Genomic DNA, 18544 nt, shown 5'->3' with positions numbered 1-18544 from the left:
GCTATCACGTGAAAAGATATCCTGCACTCCTGTGGCTGAGTGCGACAACCATGGGTGCCTGGGCTCAGGCGAATGAGTCAACCGCGCTACCTTCTCCCCAATTCAGCCTTTCCGGGCGAACGATGGCTGAGGAGCTTTCGCCGGAGATCAAGCAGATGATCGATGCAGCCCGGCAGCTGTACGAAACACCCGGGCTGATTCTCGATCGGCAAGCCATCTACAAGGCCGTCGATGCGCACCCTTTCAACACACGTACATTCAGGGATACGCAGGGCGCACGCTCGTTGAATGAGATCCTCGTACCCAACAAGCCTCACGAAGACCCACGTTGGCAAATCGAGCTCTCTTACTCCGAATTTCTGGAGTCGAACTCCTGGTCCATCCGGGTCAGGTTTGACGTCAGCAAAAGCGACAAGTGCTATTCGTCGCGTCTGGTGGAGGCCTATTGGGGAAGAGCCTTTGTTTACCGGCCCCTGGGAACTCACGAACAACTTCGCGAAATGATACGCCCCGTGGGCATGCCGCCTACTGGGCCGCACGACGGGAAGCCGTATGACGCAGATTTCCGAAATCCGCACCCCGATCGAGCCAATGTGAGCGTCAATTTGGGGTCAAGTGTTTGTTTACTTGGCCTTTCTGCGAGCAATCTTTTTAAATTCAAGGAGTACAGCGATGACCGTATTTACCACGAGTGACCCTATCTTCAAGGTTCTGAATGAGTCCGCTGGCGTGAATCAAGCAGCACTGCAAAACTTCGTCAATGCCATCAATCAGAATACCTATTCTAATGCGATGGTGACAGAGGCCGTGTTGCGCGGAACGGTTGTTTTTGAGTTGGTGACGGCTGAGCGACTCAAAGAAAATAGAGCCGGCGCTATGTACAGCAATGATCGAGGGTCGAACGAATACATAAGTAGAGGCAATAAATTCGCCATCCAACTCGACGAGGACTGGTTCAAGACGAATGGTGAAAAGCCTGCGTTCTTTGCCGATCCTCGCAACGCCAGGGCGGCCATGGGCATCGTGACGCACGAGGTTGAGCACAATGCCACTCAGGACATGTATGACGAGGCGTATCGCCTGAGGAATAGCACACCACAGTCCTATCAGCCCAATCTCGTCGGAGCGCAGCGTACCGCCGCCATCGTGGATCTGGTGATGCGGGCCGAGGTGCGAGGCTGGTATGCGGATCTGAACGCGCTGCGCGCGGAGTTGGCGGCTGGGCGAGTCTCGCAGGGCGAATTCATTGCCCGGACTTCGCCTGCGCAGTTGCCACCGACCGTTATTGGCAGGCTTGCGGAATTGGAAAGCGAGGGACAGAAGCGCGGGCTGACGGGGATGGCGTTGACAAACTACATCATGGACGAGGGCAAACTATACCTGCCCTCCAACTACGTGCCGGACTACATTCGCAAGTTTGGGCTTCCGAATTCCGATTCTGCGGCCGTGCGCGATGCGATGGGGTACGCGCTGAACGATCCCAACGGGTTGAAGAGTTTTTCGGAAGAAGTCGGTCCGGATGGGACCTACATATCGCGGGCCGACTACAACAACGGCCAGCGAGTCACAACAACGTTCGACGGCTACAAAGGTGGCCACATCGAACTGCATGAGGTCCTGCAAGCCAACGGGAGCTACAAAAAGACAGAAACCACCGAAGTGAAGTCGTACAACCCCGATGGTAGTTACGGCGACCAGATCGACAGGGTGTACGACTTCGACGGTCGGGTTGTTCGCTCCCGGGAGACCGACGGAGCGAGGGACAACGCTGACTATGCTGTGCGCGAAACAGTGTTCTTAGCCGGCGTTACCGAAATCATTACCGTCTCGGATGCGGATGTCGCCACTTTCACTTCCACGACCAGCGGAGGCATCAGCACGACTTACACCCAGAACGCCAACGGCAACTGGGTGCCAGTGTCTTGGAGCCAGGAGGGCCGGAGTTTCAGCGGAGGAGATCTCGGCGCCTTCATCACAAACACCGACAGCGCCTTTCAGGCCGGCAAGGCTTCGGCAGAACAGGGCGCAATGCAGGGGCGCTTGAATCAACTGACGGCAAATGCCAGCCAAGAAAGAGCAGGTGCGATGAACTTGGCCAAGGGAACAGCGGATTCGCTGGACTTCCTCGCACGACGGCTTGGAATGCCAGGAACTTCCGACAGGTGGATTCCAGCATTGCTGGGAGGCGAGGTGCCGACTGCGCTCCTGCTCTCCAGCGGTATGGCTGGGGCTGTCTCCCAAGCGCTGGGCTTTCACGCGGAGAGCCGCATAAATACGCTGCGACAGCAGTCCTCAATCTTCTCGGTGACGGTCAACGGCATCGGTTCCGGCTTCTCTTTGCCCTTGGTGCTTGACTTGGACGATCGAGGACTTGATCTCGTGTCCATGGACAAGAGCAAGGCACTCTTCGATGTCAACGTCACCGGCATCGCTCAGGCTGTGGGCTGGGTTGGACGCAAGAACGGGATTCTTGTCCTCGACAAGAATGGCAACGGTGCCGTGGATAACGCGAGCGAGTGGTTCGGCCAGAAATTTGCAATCTCTGGAGCCGCTGCAGCGAATCAGGATGGCTTCAAGGCGTTGGCACTTTTAAGCAAGCCAGGTTCAACGTCTCTTTCAGCCCAAACCTCGCTGGTCAACGCGGCAACAGGTAAGCTCTATTTCGACGAATTGCAAGTTTGGATCGATGCGGACCAAGATGGAAGGACCGATGCTGGCGAACTGCGCACATTGGCGAGTCTTGGGATCCAATCAATTGACCTTGTTTCGAAAGCCGTCAATAGCCAGGTGAACGGTAACCTCGTCGTTGCCAATGCAGGATACACGACCGCAGATGGCAAGCGACACGAGATCAGCGATGTGGGTTTTTCTACCAGTCAACCGATTTACGGCGGCAAAGTAGTTCCAGTCTCCGCTGCGGCGCTGGCGTTCACAGAATACGTCGCCAGCGGATATGCCGCCATGTCGGCTGGCCAAGCAAGGGCGATTATTGCAACGGTACAAAGCCTCCCAACGTACGACCACATTGTGGCTGCTCTGCAGCAGAAGTACGGGCTGCCATCGGGTGCGGGGCCTCTAAGCCCGGAGGCGCTTGAAGCGAAAGCCAAGCAAAGCTGGGCGGTCCAGGCAGGATTGGGGGCCAATGGATTAAATGGAACCATCACCTACTTTTACGGCCCGGATGGGAATCGCGCATCGATCCCTACTGAATGGCGCAGGATCAACTACGCACCTTGGAGTCTAAGCAACTACTTTGCGAATAACTACGGTGTGGAAGCCGCTCGCTACGGGGTACTGAGAACGGCAGAAAAAATCGACAACGCGGCGGCGATGTCAATCGACAGCCAGAGCAAAGCACAGGTGGCAAACGCGGTGCAGACGGATGCGGCTCGAAAGGCTGCGGTATATGCAGCCGCGACCATGACATTCGCATGGGATGAGGCGATATCCAAGTACTTGGAAACTCGAAGCGATGTAGCCGCGGCTGCTCAATGGCTGGACAGCATACGCACGGACCTTAACGAGTTGGTCCCAGTCAACTCATCCCTGACAGGGCACTTGTCGAGCGGAGGAACATTTCTCACGCGAACGGATGCCACACTCGCCGCTGAGGCGTTCCGTGCCTACGCCGCGGCAGTAGAGGCGACCAGCGCTGTAAAAGTTGCAGGAGATCAACTCCTCAGCTCAATTGCTCAGTCGCGTGGATACACCAAGGCCTACGTTGGAGAAAACGGGAAGACGACCGTTTTGGAGAACGGCAATAACCTGTTCATAGATAACGGTGGAACTCAGAACGTGATTCTTAGCTCGGGCGTTGATCAAATCTCTTTCGTCGGCGCGTACGCCCTCGGAAACACCACAGTCACCGGATTTCAGACAGGTGCCAATGGCGATAGGCTCGCATTCATGACCGGGGGAGGTGTTGCGATCTCCCGCGATGGTGATGGCAATGCCGTTCTGACCTCCAACAATCGCAAAATCACCCTGCTCGGCGTGTCACCCACCAGTCTCGATATCTTCGCCAACGTGATTGGTGCTCCTAGCATGTCATTCATAGGCGTAGGAACAGGAACTACGTGGAGTCTCGAAGGAAATGAAGTCTATGACGGCCAACGTCACGTAACCACTCTGTATGCTCCTGAGGAAGGGGCCACATTGATTGGCAGTGACCGAGGCAGCGTGCTCCGTGGACGAGGCGGAGACGACCGTTTCGTTGTGACTGGCAGGGACTACGAGATCGATGGTTGGTCTGGGCGGAACACTGTGTCCTACGCTCAGCTCTCCGCTGGGGTCAACCTAAGCCATGTCGTGACCTATCAAGAAACGCGGGTCGGCGACGATTTCGTCTCCTACCAAGTGATTACCGGAACGGACAACTTCGGAAGCAAAATCCAGAACGTACAGAACTTCATAGGAAGCAACTACAACGACGACATCTCGGGGCGCCCCGACGACAACATCATTGAAGGCGGGAAGGGAAATGATGTTCTTACCGGTGGCACAGGAAACGACACATACCGCTTCGAGAGGGGCGATGGTCGCGACACGATCATCGAAGATGACGCAACCGCGGGCAACACCGATATCGCGGCCTTCGGGGCAGACATCTCAGCGGATCAACTTTGGTTCCGTCGGGTGGGGGACCATCTGGCGATCAACGTGATCGGCGGCGATGATCAAGTCACCATTAAGGACTGGTATCGCGGAAACCAGTACCACGTAGAAAAGTTCAAGACCGGTGACGGCAAGATCCTGCTGGACACCCAGGTGCAGAATCTTGTGCAGGCGATGGCGAGCTTCGCACCACCCACGCCCGGGCAGACGACACTGCCGCCGAACTATCAAAGCAGCCTAGCCCCAGTGATTGCTGCAAACTGGCATTGATTGACTTAGTTGCTAGTGCCGATGCAATTTTGATCTGCTGGTCACGATTGCACTGGCGCTAACACGAGCTGCTCCAATTGCCGGAGTGCCCCCTCTACCTCACGATGCGTACGACCATGCGATGAGCGGTGTGACGCGGTGTGCGAATCCCATTTGGGTGAGTATTCTTGAAGGAAAGTCTGCGCGCTATAAGGGGCAGGCTTGTTGAGCTTGCCGACAAAATCAGAACCGTCGCCACTGCGAAAGCCAGCCGTGAGGAACAAGAAACCCAAATGGATGAACACGACAAAAATCTGCACGACCCGGAACAGATCGTCGCGCGCGAGCTTGCTTTGCAAGGTGACAGCGCTCCAGATGAGGGGCGAACTGAACCGAGGCCGGCGGCCCGGTCATTCGAGTGGCACCGGCAAACCGGTCGCCAAAGGATCACGCTTCCAACAGGTGGTGTCCTGATGGGGGCCACGATTATGACGTTTCCGAGCGCCAGATGTCCAGGGAGCCTGAGCGTCGGTCGATTGCGACCCGGAGTTTGACAGTTGGTCTGGCGTCTACAGATTCATCGCCGACGTCCCCAACGTTGCAGAAATAGGGTCATTGAAGAAGCGACGGGGTTTCCCCGAAGACGCTGGCGTTGAGGCTTGTGAGGCCTATAGGGACGGTGAATGGTATGGGGCGACCTAGTACCAGCTCTCCGATCTAACAGCTTTCGATTACGCGCGCGTCGTCCTTTGACTAACGGAAGAAGGTCAGCCTGACCGTTCGCGAGTTCTTGGGCGACGGCTACTTCGAGTCGCTCGACATCTTTGTGAAAACGGATACGTAGCGAGTCGTCTTATTCTTTTCAAGCTGAACCTGCTAGCGAGCACTGCAGCCGCTCAGCGTGTCGCCATCCAGCGCCAGGCCACCGCGCCAGCCGCCGCCGCCACGCCGCTCACCACCGTGCCCCAGGCGATGTCGATGAACGAAAGGGCCAGCGGCCAATTGCGGATCACCGCCAGGTTGGTCAGGTCGTAGGTGGCGTAGCAGAACATGCCGAAAAGCGCGCCCAGCACGGCCGCGCGAACCACGCTCTGTGCCTCGACGCCGGGCACGATCGCGAACAGCAGCAGGCCTATCGGGTAGATCAGGTAGAAGACAGCCGCGAAGGCCAGCCGCGGGTTCGGCGACATCAGGTCGCCCATGCCCTCCTGGTACATGCCCTTGGCGACGACGCCCAGCCAGATCATGTCGATCACCAACAGCACCACGAAGGTGACTGTCCATGCAACCAAGTGTTTAGTGCTCATTCGCGGCATGGTATCCGCGCAGCCGATGCGGCCTGCGAAAATTGCGCTTTTGGACTACAACGGCCCGCCGTTGACGGATATGCCCCTGCACACCACCGCCCTCGTTCTTTTCTCCGGCGGCCAGGACTCGACCACCTGCCTCGCCGATGCGCTCTCGAAGTACCAGCGCGTCGAAACCCTGGGCTTCGACTACGGGCAGCGCCACCGCGTCGAACTCGACGTGCGCGGCACCATCCTCGCGAAGATGCGCGAGCGCTTTCCCGAGTGGGCGCCCCGCCTGGGCGAAGACCACGTGCTCACGCTGGCGGCGCTGGCGCAGTTGGGCGGCTCCTCGCTGACCGAGGAGGTCGCCTTCGCGATGCAGGCCGACGGCCTGCCCAACACATTCGTGCCGGGGCGCAACCTGCTGTTCCTCACGCTGGCCGGCGCGCTGGCGTACCGGCGCGGGCTGCAGGTGATCGTCACCGGCGTGTGCGAGACCGACTTCTCCGGCTACCCCGACTGCCGCGACGACACCATGAAGGCCATGCAGCTCGCCCTGTCGCTCGGGCTGGAGCGCCGCCTCGTCATCGAGACGCCGCTCATGTGGATCGACAAGGCCGAGACCTGGCAGATGGCCCACCGCCTGGGCGGCGAGCCGCTGGTCGACCTGATCGTCGAGGAAACGCACACCTGCTACCTCGGCGACCGCACGCACCGCCAGGCCTGGGGCTATGGCTGCGGCGAATGCCCCGCCTGCGACCTGCGCAAGAAGGGCTGGGAGCGCTACGCCGCCGCCGGCTGAACGGCCGCGGTGTTCAGCCGGTAGCGCGGCCCGCCGCCGGCCGCGCCTTCTGCCTGCGGCACCATCATCCAGCGCTGGTTGTGGAAGTCGCCCACGGCCGCGCGGTGCGCGATCGACACCATCGCGCCGCCGGCCGCCTGCACCGTGGCCGCGAGGCGCTTGTACAGCACGCCCTCGGCCTGCGCGTCCAGGGCACTGGTGATCTCGTCGGCGAACAGCCACGCCGGTTTCTTCAGCAGCACGCGCGCAATGGCCAGGCGCTGCTGCTCGCCGCCGGAGAGTTTCTGGCTCCAGGCGTCGCTCTCGTCGAGGCGGTTCACCAAGTCGGGCAGCAGGGCGTCGTTCAGTGCCTGGCGAAGCTGGTCGTCGCTGAAGTTCGTGGCCGGGTTGGGGTAGGTCAGCGCGTCGCGCAGCTTGCCGTCGGGCACATAGGGCCGCTGCGGCATGAAGGCGACGTTGTCGGGCACCTGCAGACGGCCTTTCGAGAACGGCCAGATCCCCGCGAACGAGCGGAACAGCGTCGACTTGCCGCTGCCCGACGGGCCCTGCAGCAGCACGCTGTCGCCGGGCTTCACCGCCAGCGCGGCACCGGTGAGCAGCGGCGTGCCGTCGGGCAGCGCGACCCCGAGGTCATCGGTGTGCAGCAGCGCGGCGTGCGCGCGCTGCAGGCCATCGTCCTGCGCGGCATGGGCGGCCATGCTGTCGTCGAAGCTGGTGAGACGGTCGGTGGTGGCGCGCCACACGGCCACGCTGTCGTAGTTGTCGACGAACCAGCTGAGCGACTCCTGCACCTTGCCGAAGGCCGAGCCGATCTGCATCAGGTGGCCCAGCTGGAACGCGCCGCCAAAGTACTGCTGCCCCGCCACCAGGAACGGAAAGATCACGGCCGCCTGCCCGAAGAACGAGGTGAAGGTGACAAGGTTCTTCTGCTGCTTGATCAGCAGCAGGTAGTTGCGCAGCACGTTGCTGAAGCGCAGGTCGAGCTGGTCTCGCTCGACCTTCTCGCCGTGATCCAGCGCAATGGCCTCGCTGTATTCGCGCACTCGCACCAGGTGGTGCCGGAAGTCGGCCTCGAAGCGCTGCTGCCTGAAATTCAGGCCGATCAGCGGACGGCCGATGAAATGCGTGATGACGGTGCCCAGCACGGAATATCCCAGCGCCACCCAGACCATCGCACCGACGATCTGGTGGGTGGTGCCGTTGAACGTGAACGAGAAATTGCCTGACAGCCCCCACAGCAGCCCGATGAAGCTCATGAGCGTGACCACGGCGTTCAGCAGCCCCATGGAGAGAGACATCGTGGCGCTGGTGAAGATCTGCATGTCTTCCTGGATGCGCTGGTCCGGGTTGTCCGGCGTCTGGCCGTCCTTGCCGGCATAGCGCGCCAGCTCCAGGTGATAGAACGTGCGGTTGGACATCCAGCGCGACAGGTAGCTGCGCGTCATCCAGGTGCGCCAGCGCAGCTGCAGCAGCTGGGTCACATAGAACTTGAGCACCTGTACAGCGATGTTGGCGAAGGCGATCCAGCCGAACACGCCCACCTCGTGCCAGAAGACCACCGCGTTCTTGTTCTGCAGCGCGTCATAGAAGCGCCCGTACCACTCGTTGCCGAGCACGGCCACATACACGTAGAACAGGTTGAGCGCGACGATGGTCAGCAGCATCGCGCGGGCGCGCCATTTTTCCTCGGAGCTGAAGTAGGGCGCCGCAAGCTTGAATACCCGGCGCAGGACCTGGACCAGCGTGCCCGCGCGCGCGGTGATGGAGGGGGGTGAAGACATTCGGTTTTCCTCTCAGGCGCCCGTGCGCCGCTCGTCATGAGGAAAACATATGTTTCTTAGATGGGGCTGAATCGTGCCCGCTGCCTCAAAAGGTGCTCAGTTCAGCATCACCCGCGCCGCAATCGCCAGGAAGTGCGCCAGCGGTGGCGTCTTCAGGCCCTCCGCTTTCGCTGCTTCGTCCCAGAGCCGCAGCCGCACCGCGTCGTCGGCCCAGCGGTGTTCGGCAAAGCGCCGGGCCGCCTCGTCGTCCATCACGCCGCCCTGCAGCGCGAGGCTGCGCACCGAGTCCGGCGAGAGCTTCGAAAAATAGCCGGGCCGCGTGGCGCACAGGTAGCGCTTGGCGTCCACGTGCAGCCGGATGGGCTCGCGCACCTCGATATCGAAAGCGCCGCGCAGCAGCGGCAGGGCGATGTATTGATGGCGGTCGTCGATGCCGAGTTCGGTGGGAGAGTGCGATAGGGTCTGGTGCTCGGCGATCAGCAGGTGGCCCAGGTCGTGCAGCAATGCCGCGGTCACCAGGGAGTCGCTCGCGCCGGCCTGTTCCGCGAGCCAGGCGCATTGCAGCGCGTGTTCGAGTTGCGTGACGGGCTCGCCCGCATATGCGACCCCGCCCCGTTCGGCGAACAGGCGGGCGATCTCGGCGAGGTCGAGTGTCATGGAAGTGAAACGGAGCGGGCGGGAGCAGGAGCGAAAGCGCGGGTGACAGCGCGCGGAGTCTGCCGCGGGGCGGTGACACGCGGATGACGAAGCCGCGACGAAGCCCGTCGGCCTTGGGCGCTATTTTGGGGATTTGTGTGTTTTTGAGGCGTCTGACAAATCCCTGTCACATGCCGCTGCCAGCATCCTCGCATTCGTCGCCGTACAGGTTTTGCGTACTTTCGCTTGCCTGTCCGCATGTCCCGCATCGCGTTCTTTCTTTTCCACCTGGGGATCTCCACCATGCTGCACCGTCAACTCCGCCGCGCCTTCGTGCCGGCCGTCCTGTTCTCGCTGGCCTTCGCCGCATCGGCCCAGGGCCGCACCGAACTGCTGGTCTACACCGCGCTCGAAGCCGACCAGGTGCAGGCCTACAAGGCCGCATTCGAAAAGGAGAACCCGAGCATCGAACTGAAGTTCGTGCGCGACTCCACCGGCATCGTCACCGCCAAGCTGCTGGCCGAAAAGGCCAACCCGCAGGCCGACGTGGTGTGGGGCCTGGCCGCCACCTCGCTGATGCTGCTCGACAAGGAAGGCATGCTCCAGCCCTACGCGCCCAAGGGCCTGGACGCCATCAAGGCCAACATGCGCGACCCGGCCAACCCGCCCAAGTGGGTCGGCATGGACGTGTGGTCGTCGGCCATCTGCTTCAACACCGCCGAAGCCGCGAAGAAGAACCTGCCCAAGCCCACCAGCTGGGCGGACCTGACCAACCCGGTCTACAAGGGCCAGATCACCATGCCCAACCCCGCCGCGTCGGGCACGGGCTACCTGATGGTCTCGGGCTGGATCCAGATGATGGGTGAAGAAAAGGCGTGGAAGTACATGGACGCGCTGCACCAGAACATCGGCATCTACAGCCAGTCGGGCAGCAAGCCCTGCCGCCAGGCCGGCGCCGGCGAGTTCGCGCTCGGCATGTCCTTCGAATACCGCGCCAACAAGACCAAGCGCGAAGGCGCGCCCATCGACATCGTGCTGCCGAAGGAAGGCCTCGGCTGGGACATGGAAGCCACCGGCATCATCAAGACCAGCAAGAAGCAGGAAGCCGCCAAGGCGCTGGCCGACTGGGCCGTCACCAGGCAGGCCAACGAGCTGTATGCCAAGAACTTCGCGGTGCTGGCGCTGCCGGGCGTGCAGGAAAAGCTCGAGTTCGTGCCGGGCGACGTCGAGAAGCTGCTGGCCAAGAACGACTTCACCTGGGCTGCCGCCAACCGCGACCGCATCCTGACGGAGTGGTCCAAGCGCTACGAGTCCAAGTCGGAAAAGAAGCCCCTCTGATCCCCACGCCCAAGCGGTATCCGGCCATGACGAGCAGCAGCTTTCTTTCCCTTCGCGGCATCGGCAAGTCCTTTGGCGCCACCCGCGTGCTCGACGGCATCGACCTCGACATCGAGCCCGGCGAGTTCGTGTGCCTGCTCGGCCCCTCGGGCTGCGGCAAGACCACGCTGCTGCGCATCGTCTGCGGCATCGAGCGTGCCGACAGCGGCCAGATCCTTCTGGGCGGGCAGGATATCGCGGGCCTGCCGCCCGCGGCGCGCGGCTTCGGGGTGGTGTTCCAGTCGTATGCGCTGTTCCCCAACCTCACGGCCGCGCAGAACATTGCATACGGCCTGCATCCCACCGGCGCGCTGGCCCGCGAGATGGCCAAGCGCTCGCGCGAGATGCTCGACCTCGTCGGGCTGGCCGCGCATGCCGACAAATATCCGGTGCAGCTATCGGGCGGCCAGCAGCAGCGTGTTGCACTGGCACGCGCGCTTGCGCCCAATCCGCGCCTGCTGTTGCTCGACGAGCCGCTTTCCGCGCTCGACGCACAGGTGCGCGCCAGCTTGCGCAGCGAAATCCGCGCGCTGCAGAGGCGCCTGGGCATCGTCACCATCATGGTCACGCACGACCAGGAAGAGGCCCTGTCGATGGCCGACCGCGTAGTGTTGATGCACAACGGCCGCATCGAGCAGGCCGGCACGCCCGACGAGCTCTATCGCCAGCCGCGCACCCGCTTCGTGGCCGGCTTCGTGGGCCGCATGAACATGCTGCCCGCCACGGTGCTGGCCGACGGCAAGGTGCGCGTGCGCGACAGCGAACTTTTCTGCGCCCCCGGCAACCTGAGCGTCGGCTCGCAGGCCACCGTGGGCATTCGCCCCGAGCACGTGGTCGTGAAGCGCTACGGCACCGAACTCGGCGCCAACAGCTTCGCGGCGCGCCTGCTCGACACCGAATTCTTCGGCAACCGCACCTCGGCCCGCCTGGCCTGCGAGCCGCTGGGTATCGAGATCGAAGCCGAGCTGCCCGCCGACGCGCGCGGCGGTGGTGGCGAGCCGCTGGTGCCCAGCAGCATGGTGCACATCCAGCTTCCCCTGAACGCACTGTCCGTTCTGGCGCATTGAGCATGAGCAGTCTTCCCGGCGCCGTCGCCGTCCCGCCGGTGGCGATGGCGCGCAGCAGCGCGTTCGATCGCGAACGCTGGATCACGGGTGCGGCCGTTCTGCTGGTCGTGCTGCTTCTGGTCGTGATCGTCGCGCTGCCGGTCGGCGCGCTGGTCGGCCAGAGCTTCTTCGACCGTGCGGGAGCCTTCGTCGGCCTGGCCAACTTTGCGCGGTATCTCGACAACCCGGCGCTGGTGCAGTCGGCTTTCAACAGCCTGGGGCTCGCGGCCCTGAGCGCGGTGATCTGCACCGCCATCGCCTACGTCTATGCCTACGGTCTCACGCTGTCGTGCATGCCGGCCAAGGGCCTGCTGCGCGCGGTGGCGCTGGTGCCGTTGCTCGCGCCGTCGCTGCTGCCGGCCATCAGCCTGGTCTACCTGTTCGGCAACCAGGGCCTGTTCAAGGGGCTGATGGGCGACGTGTCGATCTACGGGCCGCTGGGCATCGTGCTGGGCTCGGTGTTCTGGACGCTGCCGCATGCGCTGCTGATCCTCACCACGGCCATGGCCACCTCCGACGGACGGCTCTATGAAGCCGCGCAGACACTGGGGGCCTCGCGCTGGCGCATCTTCCGCACGGTGACGCTGCCGTCCTCGCGCTACGGTTTGATCGTGGCCGCGATGGTGGTGTTCGTGCTGGTCATCACCGACTTCGGCGTGCCGAAGGTGGTTGGCGGCCAGACCGGCGTGCTCGCGACCGACATCTACAAGCAGGTGGTCGGGCAGCAGAATTTCCAGATGGGCGCGGTGGTCGGCCTGGTGCTGCTGATTCCGGCGGTGCTGTCGTTCCTGGTGGAGCGGCACGTGCGCGGCAAGCAGGCCTCGGCGCTGTCGGCACGCGCCACGCCCTACCAGCCCGAACCGGTGAAGTCGCGCGACCGTGCGCTGCTGGTGTTCTGCGCCCTCACGGGCTGCGCCATCCTCGTGATCATCGGCATGGCGGTGTTCGCGTCGCTGGCCACCTACTGGCCCTACAACCTTGCGCCGTCGTTCAAGAACTACGACTTCAGCAACATGGACGGTGGCGGCTGGGGCAGCTACTTCAATTCGCTGCGGCTGGCCGTGTGCGCCGCCGTGGCGGGTGCGTTCATCACCTTCGTCTCGGCCTACCTGGTCGAGAAGCCGCGCCACTTCGGCCTGCTGCGCGAGCTGCTCAACCTGCTGGCCAACCTGCCGCTGGCGGTGCCCGGGCTGGTGCTGGGCGTGGGCTACATCTTCTTCTTCATCTCGCCGTCCAACCCGCTGCGCGCCATCTACGGCAGCATGACCATCCTGGTGGTGTGCACCGTGGCGCACTTCTTCTCGGTGGCGCACCTGACCTCGCTCACCGCGCTGCGCCAGCTCGACCGCGAATACGAACTGGTGTCCGAGTCGATGGGCGTGCCGTTCTGGCGCACGCTGTGGCGCGTGCACCTGCCGGTGGCGCTGCCTACCGTGCTCAACGTGGGCGGCTATTTCTTCGTCAACGCGATGACGACCGTTTCGGCCGTCGTGTTCCTCTATTCGCCGCAGACCTCGCTCGCCGCCATTGCCGTGCTCAACATGGACGATGCCGGCGACGTCGCGCCCGCCGCGGCCATGGCCTCGCTGATCATGCTCACGGCCGCCATCGGCCGCGGGGTGTTCGCGCTGGCGGGGCATTGGGTGCTCAAGCGCACCCAGAACTGGAGACACCGGTAATGCCCGGTACCCAAGCCCATCATCCCGATCATTTCGACCTCATCGTGGTCGGCGCCGGCATCGTCGGCCTGGCCCATGCCTACACCGCCGCGCAGCGCGGCCTCAAGGTCTGCGTCGTGGAGCGCGACGCGGCCTGCATCGGCGCCTCGATCCGCAACTTCGGCTTCATCACCATCACCGGGCAGGCGCCCGGCGACACCTGGCGCCGCGCAATGCACTCGCGCGACGTATGGCAGCGCATCGCACCCTATGCGGGCATCGACATCGTGCATCGCAATCTCTGGCTCGCGGCCTACCGCCCCGAGGCGCACGACGTGCTCGAGGCCTTCATGCGCACGCCGATGGGCGAGGCTTGCGAGCTGCTCGACGCCGCCGATGCGCAAGCCAAGGCACCGGCGCTGAACCTGTCGGACGCGTGCTCGGTGCTGTACAGCCCGCACGAGCTGCGTGTCGAGTCGCGCACCGCCATCGGCCTGCTCGCCCGCTGGCTGGCCGAAGCGCACGGCGTGACATTCCGTTTCGGCGAGGCGGTGCTCGAGGTGGAGACGCCGCGCGTGCGCACCTCGCGCGGCACGCTGCATGCCGAACGCGTGGCTGTCTGCACCAACACCGACTTGCACGGCCTCTTTGCCGACCGCATTGCGGCTCACGAGCTCACGCTGTGCTGCCTGCAGATGCTGCGCGTGAAGCCCGAAGCGGGCTTCCAGTTGCCGGGCTCGGTGATGATGGACCTGAGCCTGGTGCGCTACGAGGGCTACAGCACGCTGCCCGAGGCCGCCGCGCTGCGCGCACGCCTGCAGCAGGAGGAGGCCGCCTCGCTCGAGCACGGCATCCACCTGATCGTGGTGCAGAGCGCCGACGGCTCGCTGGTGGTCGGCGACTCGCATCACTACGGCGACGCACCCGAGCCCTTCGCGATGGAAGAGGTCGACCAGCTCATCCTGCGGCACCTGCGCAGCACGCTCAACCTCGAGGCCGCGCGGGTCACCGAACGCTGGACCGGCGTGTACCCGTCGTCGAAGACCACGCCCTGCGTGATCGATGCGCCCGACGACGCCACGCGCGTGGTAATCGTCACCAGCGGCAGCGGCGCGAGCACCGGCTTCGGCATTGCGCACGACGTCTTCGAGAAATGGTGAAGCGCACGGCGCGCTCGCCTTCGCCCCCCCATCTTTTCATTCATGCAGCCATGAACGCCCACAACCATTCCCAGCTCCAGGCCGTCGTCTTCGACTTGGCCGGCACCATCCTCGACTTCGGTTCCTGCGCGCCCATGGGCGCCTTCGTGAAGCTGTTCGAGCAGTTCGGCGTCGACATCACCATCGCCGAGGCGCGCGGCCCGATGGGCGTGGCCAAGTGGGACCACATCAAGGCGCTCGGCACGCTGCCGCGCATCGCCGCCCAATGGGAAGCGAAGCACGGCCATGCGTTCAGCGACGCCGATGCCGACAAGCTGTACGAGGTGTTCACGCCGATGAACGCGGCCAGCGTGCGCGATCACGCCGACTTCATTCCGGGTGCGCTCGAAGCCGTCGGAGTGCTGCGCCAGCGCGGCCTGAAGATCGGCTCCACCACCGGCTACAACCGCCCGATCATGGAAGTGGTGTTGCCCATTGCGGCGGCCGGCGGCTATTCGCCCGACAACCTCGTGTGCGGCGGCGACCTCGCCGAAGGCCGCCCGTCGCCGCTCATGATGTACCGCTGCTTCGCCGACCTCGGCGTGTGGCCGCCGCACACGGTGGTGAAGGTCGACGACACCGGCGTCGGCCTGCAGGAAGGCCTGAACGCGGGCACCTGGGCCGTGGGCGTGGCCGTGAGCGGTAACGTGAACGGCCTCACGCTGGCCGAATGGCAGGCGCTCGACGAAGGGCAGCAGCAGGAGCGCCGTGCGCGCGCCACCGCCGAACTCGAAACCGCCGGTGCGCACTATGTGATCGACAGCGTGGCCGACCTGCCGAAGGTGCTCGAGGACATCGAGCAACGGCTGCAGCGCGGCGAGCGCCCCAAGGCCTGACGGAAGCCGCGCCGCCTCGGCACGCGGCGGCGTCCGACTTGACGCGCCGCGAGGCAGGCATAGCATGGCTCGCATGCGAAGCGCATCCTTTGTTCTTCTGTTCTGTCTTGGCCTGCTCGTGGGCGCCTGCGACGACAAGCCGAAGCCCGGTGTGCCGGTGCCGAAGGCTTCGGTGAGTGTCGCGGTGCCTGTGTTGGCCGAGGGCTGATCGAGTCGGTGGTTGCGGCGCTTTCGGCGCAGCCGCAGTGCAGGATGTTTCGACATTCGACGGCGGCACCGTGCCTGCGGCTGTCTTCCGCGAGAATGCCACACGACATGCACCGGCCCTTCCCGGCGCGGAAAAAACAATGACAACGACTCAAGAGACAACCGCCCACCAGGCGGATTCACGCTACGCCATGCTGCGCCTGGGCCTCACGCTGGCGATCATGACGATCGGCAGCAGCGGCATGTACGTGGTGTCGGTCATGCTGCCCGCGGTGCAGGCCGAATTCGGCATCGCGCGCGCCGATGCTTCGCTGCCCTACACATTGCTGATGCTGGGTTTCGGCCTTGGCGGCGTGCTGATGGGCAAGCTGGCCGACCGCGTCGGCGTGATGTGGCCGCTGCTGTTCGGTTCGGTGTTTCTTGGCGCGGGGTACATCGCCACCGGCATGTCGGGCGGCATCGTGTCGTTCACCATCGCGCAGGCACTGCTGGTGGGGCTGCTGGGCAGTTCGGTGGCCTTTGCGCCGCTGGTGGCCGATACCTCGCTGTGGTTCGTCAAGCGGCGCGGCATCGCGGTCGCGGTGTGCGCGAGCGGCAACTACCTGGCGGGCGCGGTGTGGCCGCCCATCGCACAGCACTTCGTCGAGCTGGTGGGCTGGCGCCAGACCTACATCGGCATGGGCGTCTTCTGCGGAATCACGATGGCGCTGCTGGCCCTGTGCTTCCGTGCGCGGCCGCCGGCCCTTGCGCAGGCGCCTGCCGAGGTCAATGCATCGAGAACGGTCCTCCCGCGAGACCTGGCGCGGCCCTTCGGCCTGAGCTTGGGCACGGCGCAAGGCCTGCTGTGCGTGGCCGGCGTGGCCTGCTGCGTGGCGATGGCGATGCCGCAGGTGCACATCGTGGCCTACTGCGGCGACCTCGGCTATGGCCCCGCGCAGGGCGCGATGATGCTGTCGCTGATGCTGGGCTTCGGCATCGTGAGCCGGCTGGTGTCGGGCCTCATCTGCGACCGCATCGGCGGGCTGCGCACCTTGCTGCTGGGCGGCGTGCTGCAGTGCGTGGCGCTGCTGCTGTTCCTGCCCTTCGACGGGCTGGTGCCGCTTTATGTGATCTCTGCGCTGTTCGGGCTGTTCCAGGGCGGCATCGTGCCTTCCTACGCGATCATCGTGCGCGAGCACTTTCCGCCGGCCGAAGCAGGCGCGCGCGTGGGCACGGTGCTGATGTTCACGCTGTTCGGCATGGCGCTGGGCGGCTGGATGTCGGGCAAGGTGTTCGACCTCACGGGCAGCTACCACGCGGCCTTCCTGAACGGCATCGGCTGGAACCTGTTGAACGTGAGCATCGCGTCCTTCCTGCTGTTCAGGACGCTTCGGCGATCAGGCGGCCGAGTGTTTGCATTGCCCGCTCGCTGAGCGCATCCCACGGGTGGCCGTAGTTCAGCCGCAGGCAGTTGCCGAAGGCGCGCGTGGCCGAGAAGATCGGCCCGGGCGCGACGCTGATGCCCTGTTCCAGCGCCTTGCGATGGATCTCCAGCGCGTTCGCGCCTGCCGGCAATTCCACCCACAGGAAGTAGCCGCCCAGCGGCCGCGTCGCTCGCGTGCCCGCCGGAAAGTAATGGCCCACGGCCTGCGCGAAGGTGGCCTGCTGCAGCGCCAGCGTCTGGCGCAGCTTGCGCAGGTGCTTGTCGAGCCCGCCTTTCTCCAGATAGGCCGCCAGTGCCTGCTGCGCGGGTGCCGAGGTGCTGAGCGTGGTCGTGAGCTTCTGCCGCGCGACCTGCCGCGCGAAGCGCCCGGCCGAGGCCCAGCCGATGCGGTAGCCCGGCGCCAGGCACTTGGAGAACGACGAGCAGTGCAGCACCAGCCCCCGTGTGTCGAAGGCCTTGGCGGGCGCGGGCCGGCGCTCGCCGAAGTACAGCTCGGCGTACACGTCGTCCTCGATCAGCGGCAGCGCATGCCGCGCGAGCAGCGCCACCAGCGCCTTCTTCTTCGCGTCGGGCATCAGGCTGCCCAGCGGGTTCTGGAAGTTGGTCATGAGCCAGCAGGCGCTGGGCTTGTGGGCCGCGATGGCCAGCTCCAGCGCATCGAGGTCGATGCCCTCGCCCGGATGCGTCGGCACCTCGATGGCGCGCAGGCCCATGCGCTGCAGCGCCTGCAGCGCGGCGTAGAAGGTGGGCGATTCGACGATCACCGCGTCCCCGGGCCGCGTGACCGCCGCGAGGCAGAGGTTGAGCGCTTCCAGCGCGCCGTTGGTCACCACGATCTCGTCTGCCGGCACCGGCATGCCGTCGGCCAGGTAGCGCAGCGCGATCTGCCGGCGCAGCGCCGCGCTGCCCGGCGTGAGGTCGTCCACCGTGCTCCACGGGTCGAGCGACTTGGCGCTGGCCGCCATGAACTGCCCGAGCCGTGCCAGCGGAAACAGCAGCGGGCTCGGAAAGGCCGAGCCGAAGGGCACGACCCTGCGCGACATGCTCGCTTCGAGGATGTCGAACACCTGGTCGCTCACGTCGAGCGACAGCGGGCCATCCGCCGGGCGCGAGGTGAGCGTGGATTCGGGCGGCGCGTCGCGCAGGCCGCCGCCGGTGACGTAGTAGCCGGAGCGGTCGCGTGCCCGCACCAGGCCGCGCGCCTCCAGCAGGTAGTACGCCTGGAACACGGTGGATGCGCTCACGCCCTGGCTTTGGCCGGTGTGGCGCACCGAGGGCAGGCGGTCGCCGGTCTTCAGGGTGCCGTTGCGGATCGAGGCCTCGATGCCGGCGGCCAGGGCTTCGTAGCGCTTCTGCTTCATCGCGGG

At 64.3% G+C, this 18544-nt stretch carries 14 protein-coding genes; 9 read left to right on the top strand and 5 right to left on the bottom strand.

Going from position 1 to position 18544, the window contains the following annotated elements:
* The first annotated feature begins 122 nt into the window (after nt 1–122).
* Entirely contained in the window at nt 123–695 is a 573-nt protein-coding gene (locus tag ACQY8B_RS19195) for a hypothetical protein (RefSeq protein WP_422088160.1), read from the top strand.
* On the top strand, nt 673–4884 hold the full coding sequence (locus ACQY8B_RS19190; RefSeq protein WP_422088159.1) for a calcium-binding protein: 4212 nt from the start codon (nt 673–675) through the stop codon (nt 4882–4884). Before ACQY8B_RS19195 ends, ACQY8B_RS19190 begins: the two co-directional genes overlap by 23 nt.
* 41 nt (nt 4885–4925) lie before the next feature.
* On the opposite strand, the gene ACQY8B_RS19185 is transcribed toward ACQY8B_RS19190, so the two are convergent.
* Together ACQY8B_RS19185 and ACQY8B_RS19180 are read right to left on the bottom strand one after the other, a co-directional pair.
* Complete coding sequence (locus ACQY8B_RS19185; protein WP_422088158.1) at nt 4926–5222, bottom strand: hypothetical protein; 297 nt, start codon at nt 5220–5222, stop codon at nt 4926–4928.
* A gap of 537 nt (nt 5223–5759) precedes the next feature.
* Nucleotides 5760–6170, bottom strand: coding sequence for a DUF2177 family protein (locus ACQY8B_RS19180; RefSeq protein WP_422088157.1), 411 nt, complete (start codon nt 6168–6170; stop codon nt 5760–5762).
* A 79-nt stretch (nt 6171–6249) separates the two neighbouring features.
* Here ACQY8B_RS19180 and queC point away from each other — a divergent pair, with 79 nt between their 5' ends.
* Nucleotides 6250–6954 (top strand): 7-cyano-7-deazaguanine synthase QueC, encoded by a 705-nt coding sequence (gene queC / locus ACQY8B_RS19175; RefSeq protein ID WP_081268538.1) that lies wholly within the window; start codon nt 6250–6252, stop codon nt 6952–6954.
* On the opposite strand, the gene ACQY8B_RS19170 is transcribed toward queC, so the two are convergent.
* Together ACQY8B_RS19170 and ACQY8B_RS19165 are read right to left on the bottom strand one after the other, a co-directional pair.
* Entirely contained in the window at nt 6936–8735 is a 1800-nt protein-coding gene (locus ACQY8B_RS19170) for an ABC transporter ATP-binding protein/permease (RefSeq protein ID WP_422088156.1), read from the bottom strand. The two genes, queC and ACQY8B_RS19170, sit on opposite strands and share 19 nt — an antisense overlap.
* Nucleotides 8736–8831: 96 nt before the next feature.
* Nucleotides 8832–9392, bottom strand: coding sequence for a phosphonate degradation HD-domain oxygenase (locus ACQY8B_RS19165; protein ID WP_422088155.1), 561 nt, complete (start codon nt 9390–9392; stop codon nt 8832–8834).
* Nucleotides 9393–9674: 282 nt separating this feature from the next.
* Here ACQY8B_RS19165 and ACQY8B_RS19160 point away from each other — a divergent pair, with 282 nt between their 5' ends.
* From ACQY8B_RS19160 to ACQY8B_RS19135, 6 genes are all read left to right on the top strand, one after another.
* Nucleotides 9675–10709, top strand: a complete 1035-nt coding sequence (locus ACQY8B_RS19160; RefSeq protein ID WP_422088154.1) for a putative 2-aminoethylphosphonate ABC transporter substrate-binding protein — start codon at nt 9675–9677, stop codon at nt 10707–10709.
* Between the two features lie 26 nt (nt 10710–10735).
* Nucleotides 10736–11815, top strand: coding sequence for an ABC transporter ATP-binding protein (locus tag ACQY8B_RS19155; protein ID WP_422088153.1), 1080 nt, complete (start codon nt 10736–10738; stop codon nt 11813–11815).
* A gap of 2 nt (nt 11816–11817) precedes the next feature.
* Entirely contained in the window at nt 11818–13533 is a 1716-nt protein-coding gene (locus ACQY8B_RS19150) for a putative 2-aminoethylphosphonate ABC transporter permease subunit (protein ID WP_422088152.1), read from the top strand.
* Complete coding sequence (locus tag ACQY8B_RS19145) at nt 13533–14672, top strand: TIGR03364 family FAD-dependent oxidoreductase (RefSeq protein WP_422088151.1); 1140 nt, start codon at nt 13533–13535, stop codon at nt 14670–14672. Before ACQY8B_RS19150 ends, ACQY8B_RS19145 begins: the two co-directional genes overlap by 1 nt.
* A gap of 50 nt (nt 14673–14722) precedes the next feature.
* A complete protein-coding gene (gene phnX, locus ACQY8B_RS19140) occupies nt 14723–15547 on the top strand; it encodes a phosphonoacetaldehyde hydrolase (RefSeq protein WP_422088150.1) in 825 nt (274 codons plus the stop codon).
* A 347-nt stretch (nt 15548–15894) separates the two neighbouring features.
* Nucleotides 15895–17166, top strand: a complete 1272-nt coding sequence (locus ACQY8B_RS19135) for an MFS transporter (RefSeq protein ID WP_422088149.1) — start codon at nt 15895–15897, stop codon at nt 17164–17166.
* Here the strand turns inward: ACQY8B_RS19135 and ACQY8B_RS19130 are convergent.
* Nucleotides 17114–18538, bottom strand: a complete 1425-nt coding sequence (locus ACQY8B_RS19130; protein WP_422088148.1) for a PLP-dependent aminotransferase family protein — start codon at nt 18536–18538, stop codon at nt 17114–17116. The genes ACQY8B_RS19135 and ACQY8B_RS19130 overlap by 53 nt on opposite strands.
* Nucleotides 18539–18544: the final 6 nt, after the last annotated feature.

Origin of the sequence: Variovorax sp., assembly GCF_965279555.1 — a bacterium.
Lineage (GTDB): Bacteria > Pseudomonadota > Gammaproteobacteria > Burkholderiales > Burkholderiaceae_C > Variovorax.
Note: the sequence above shows the minus strand (reverse complement) of the source record. Positions and strands in the feature narration are given on the sequence as shown.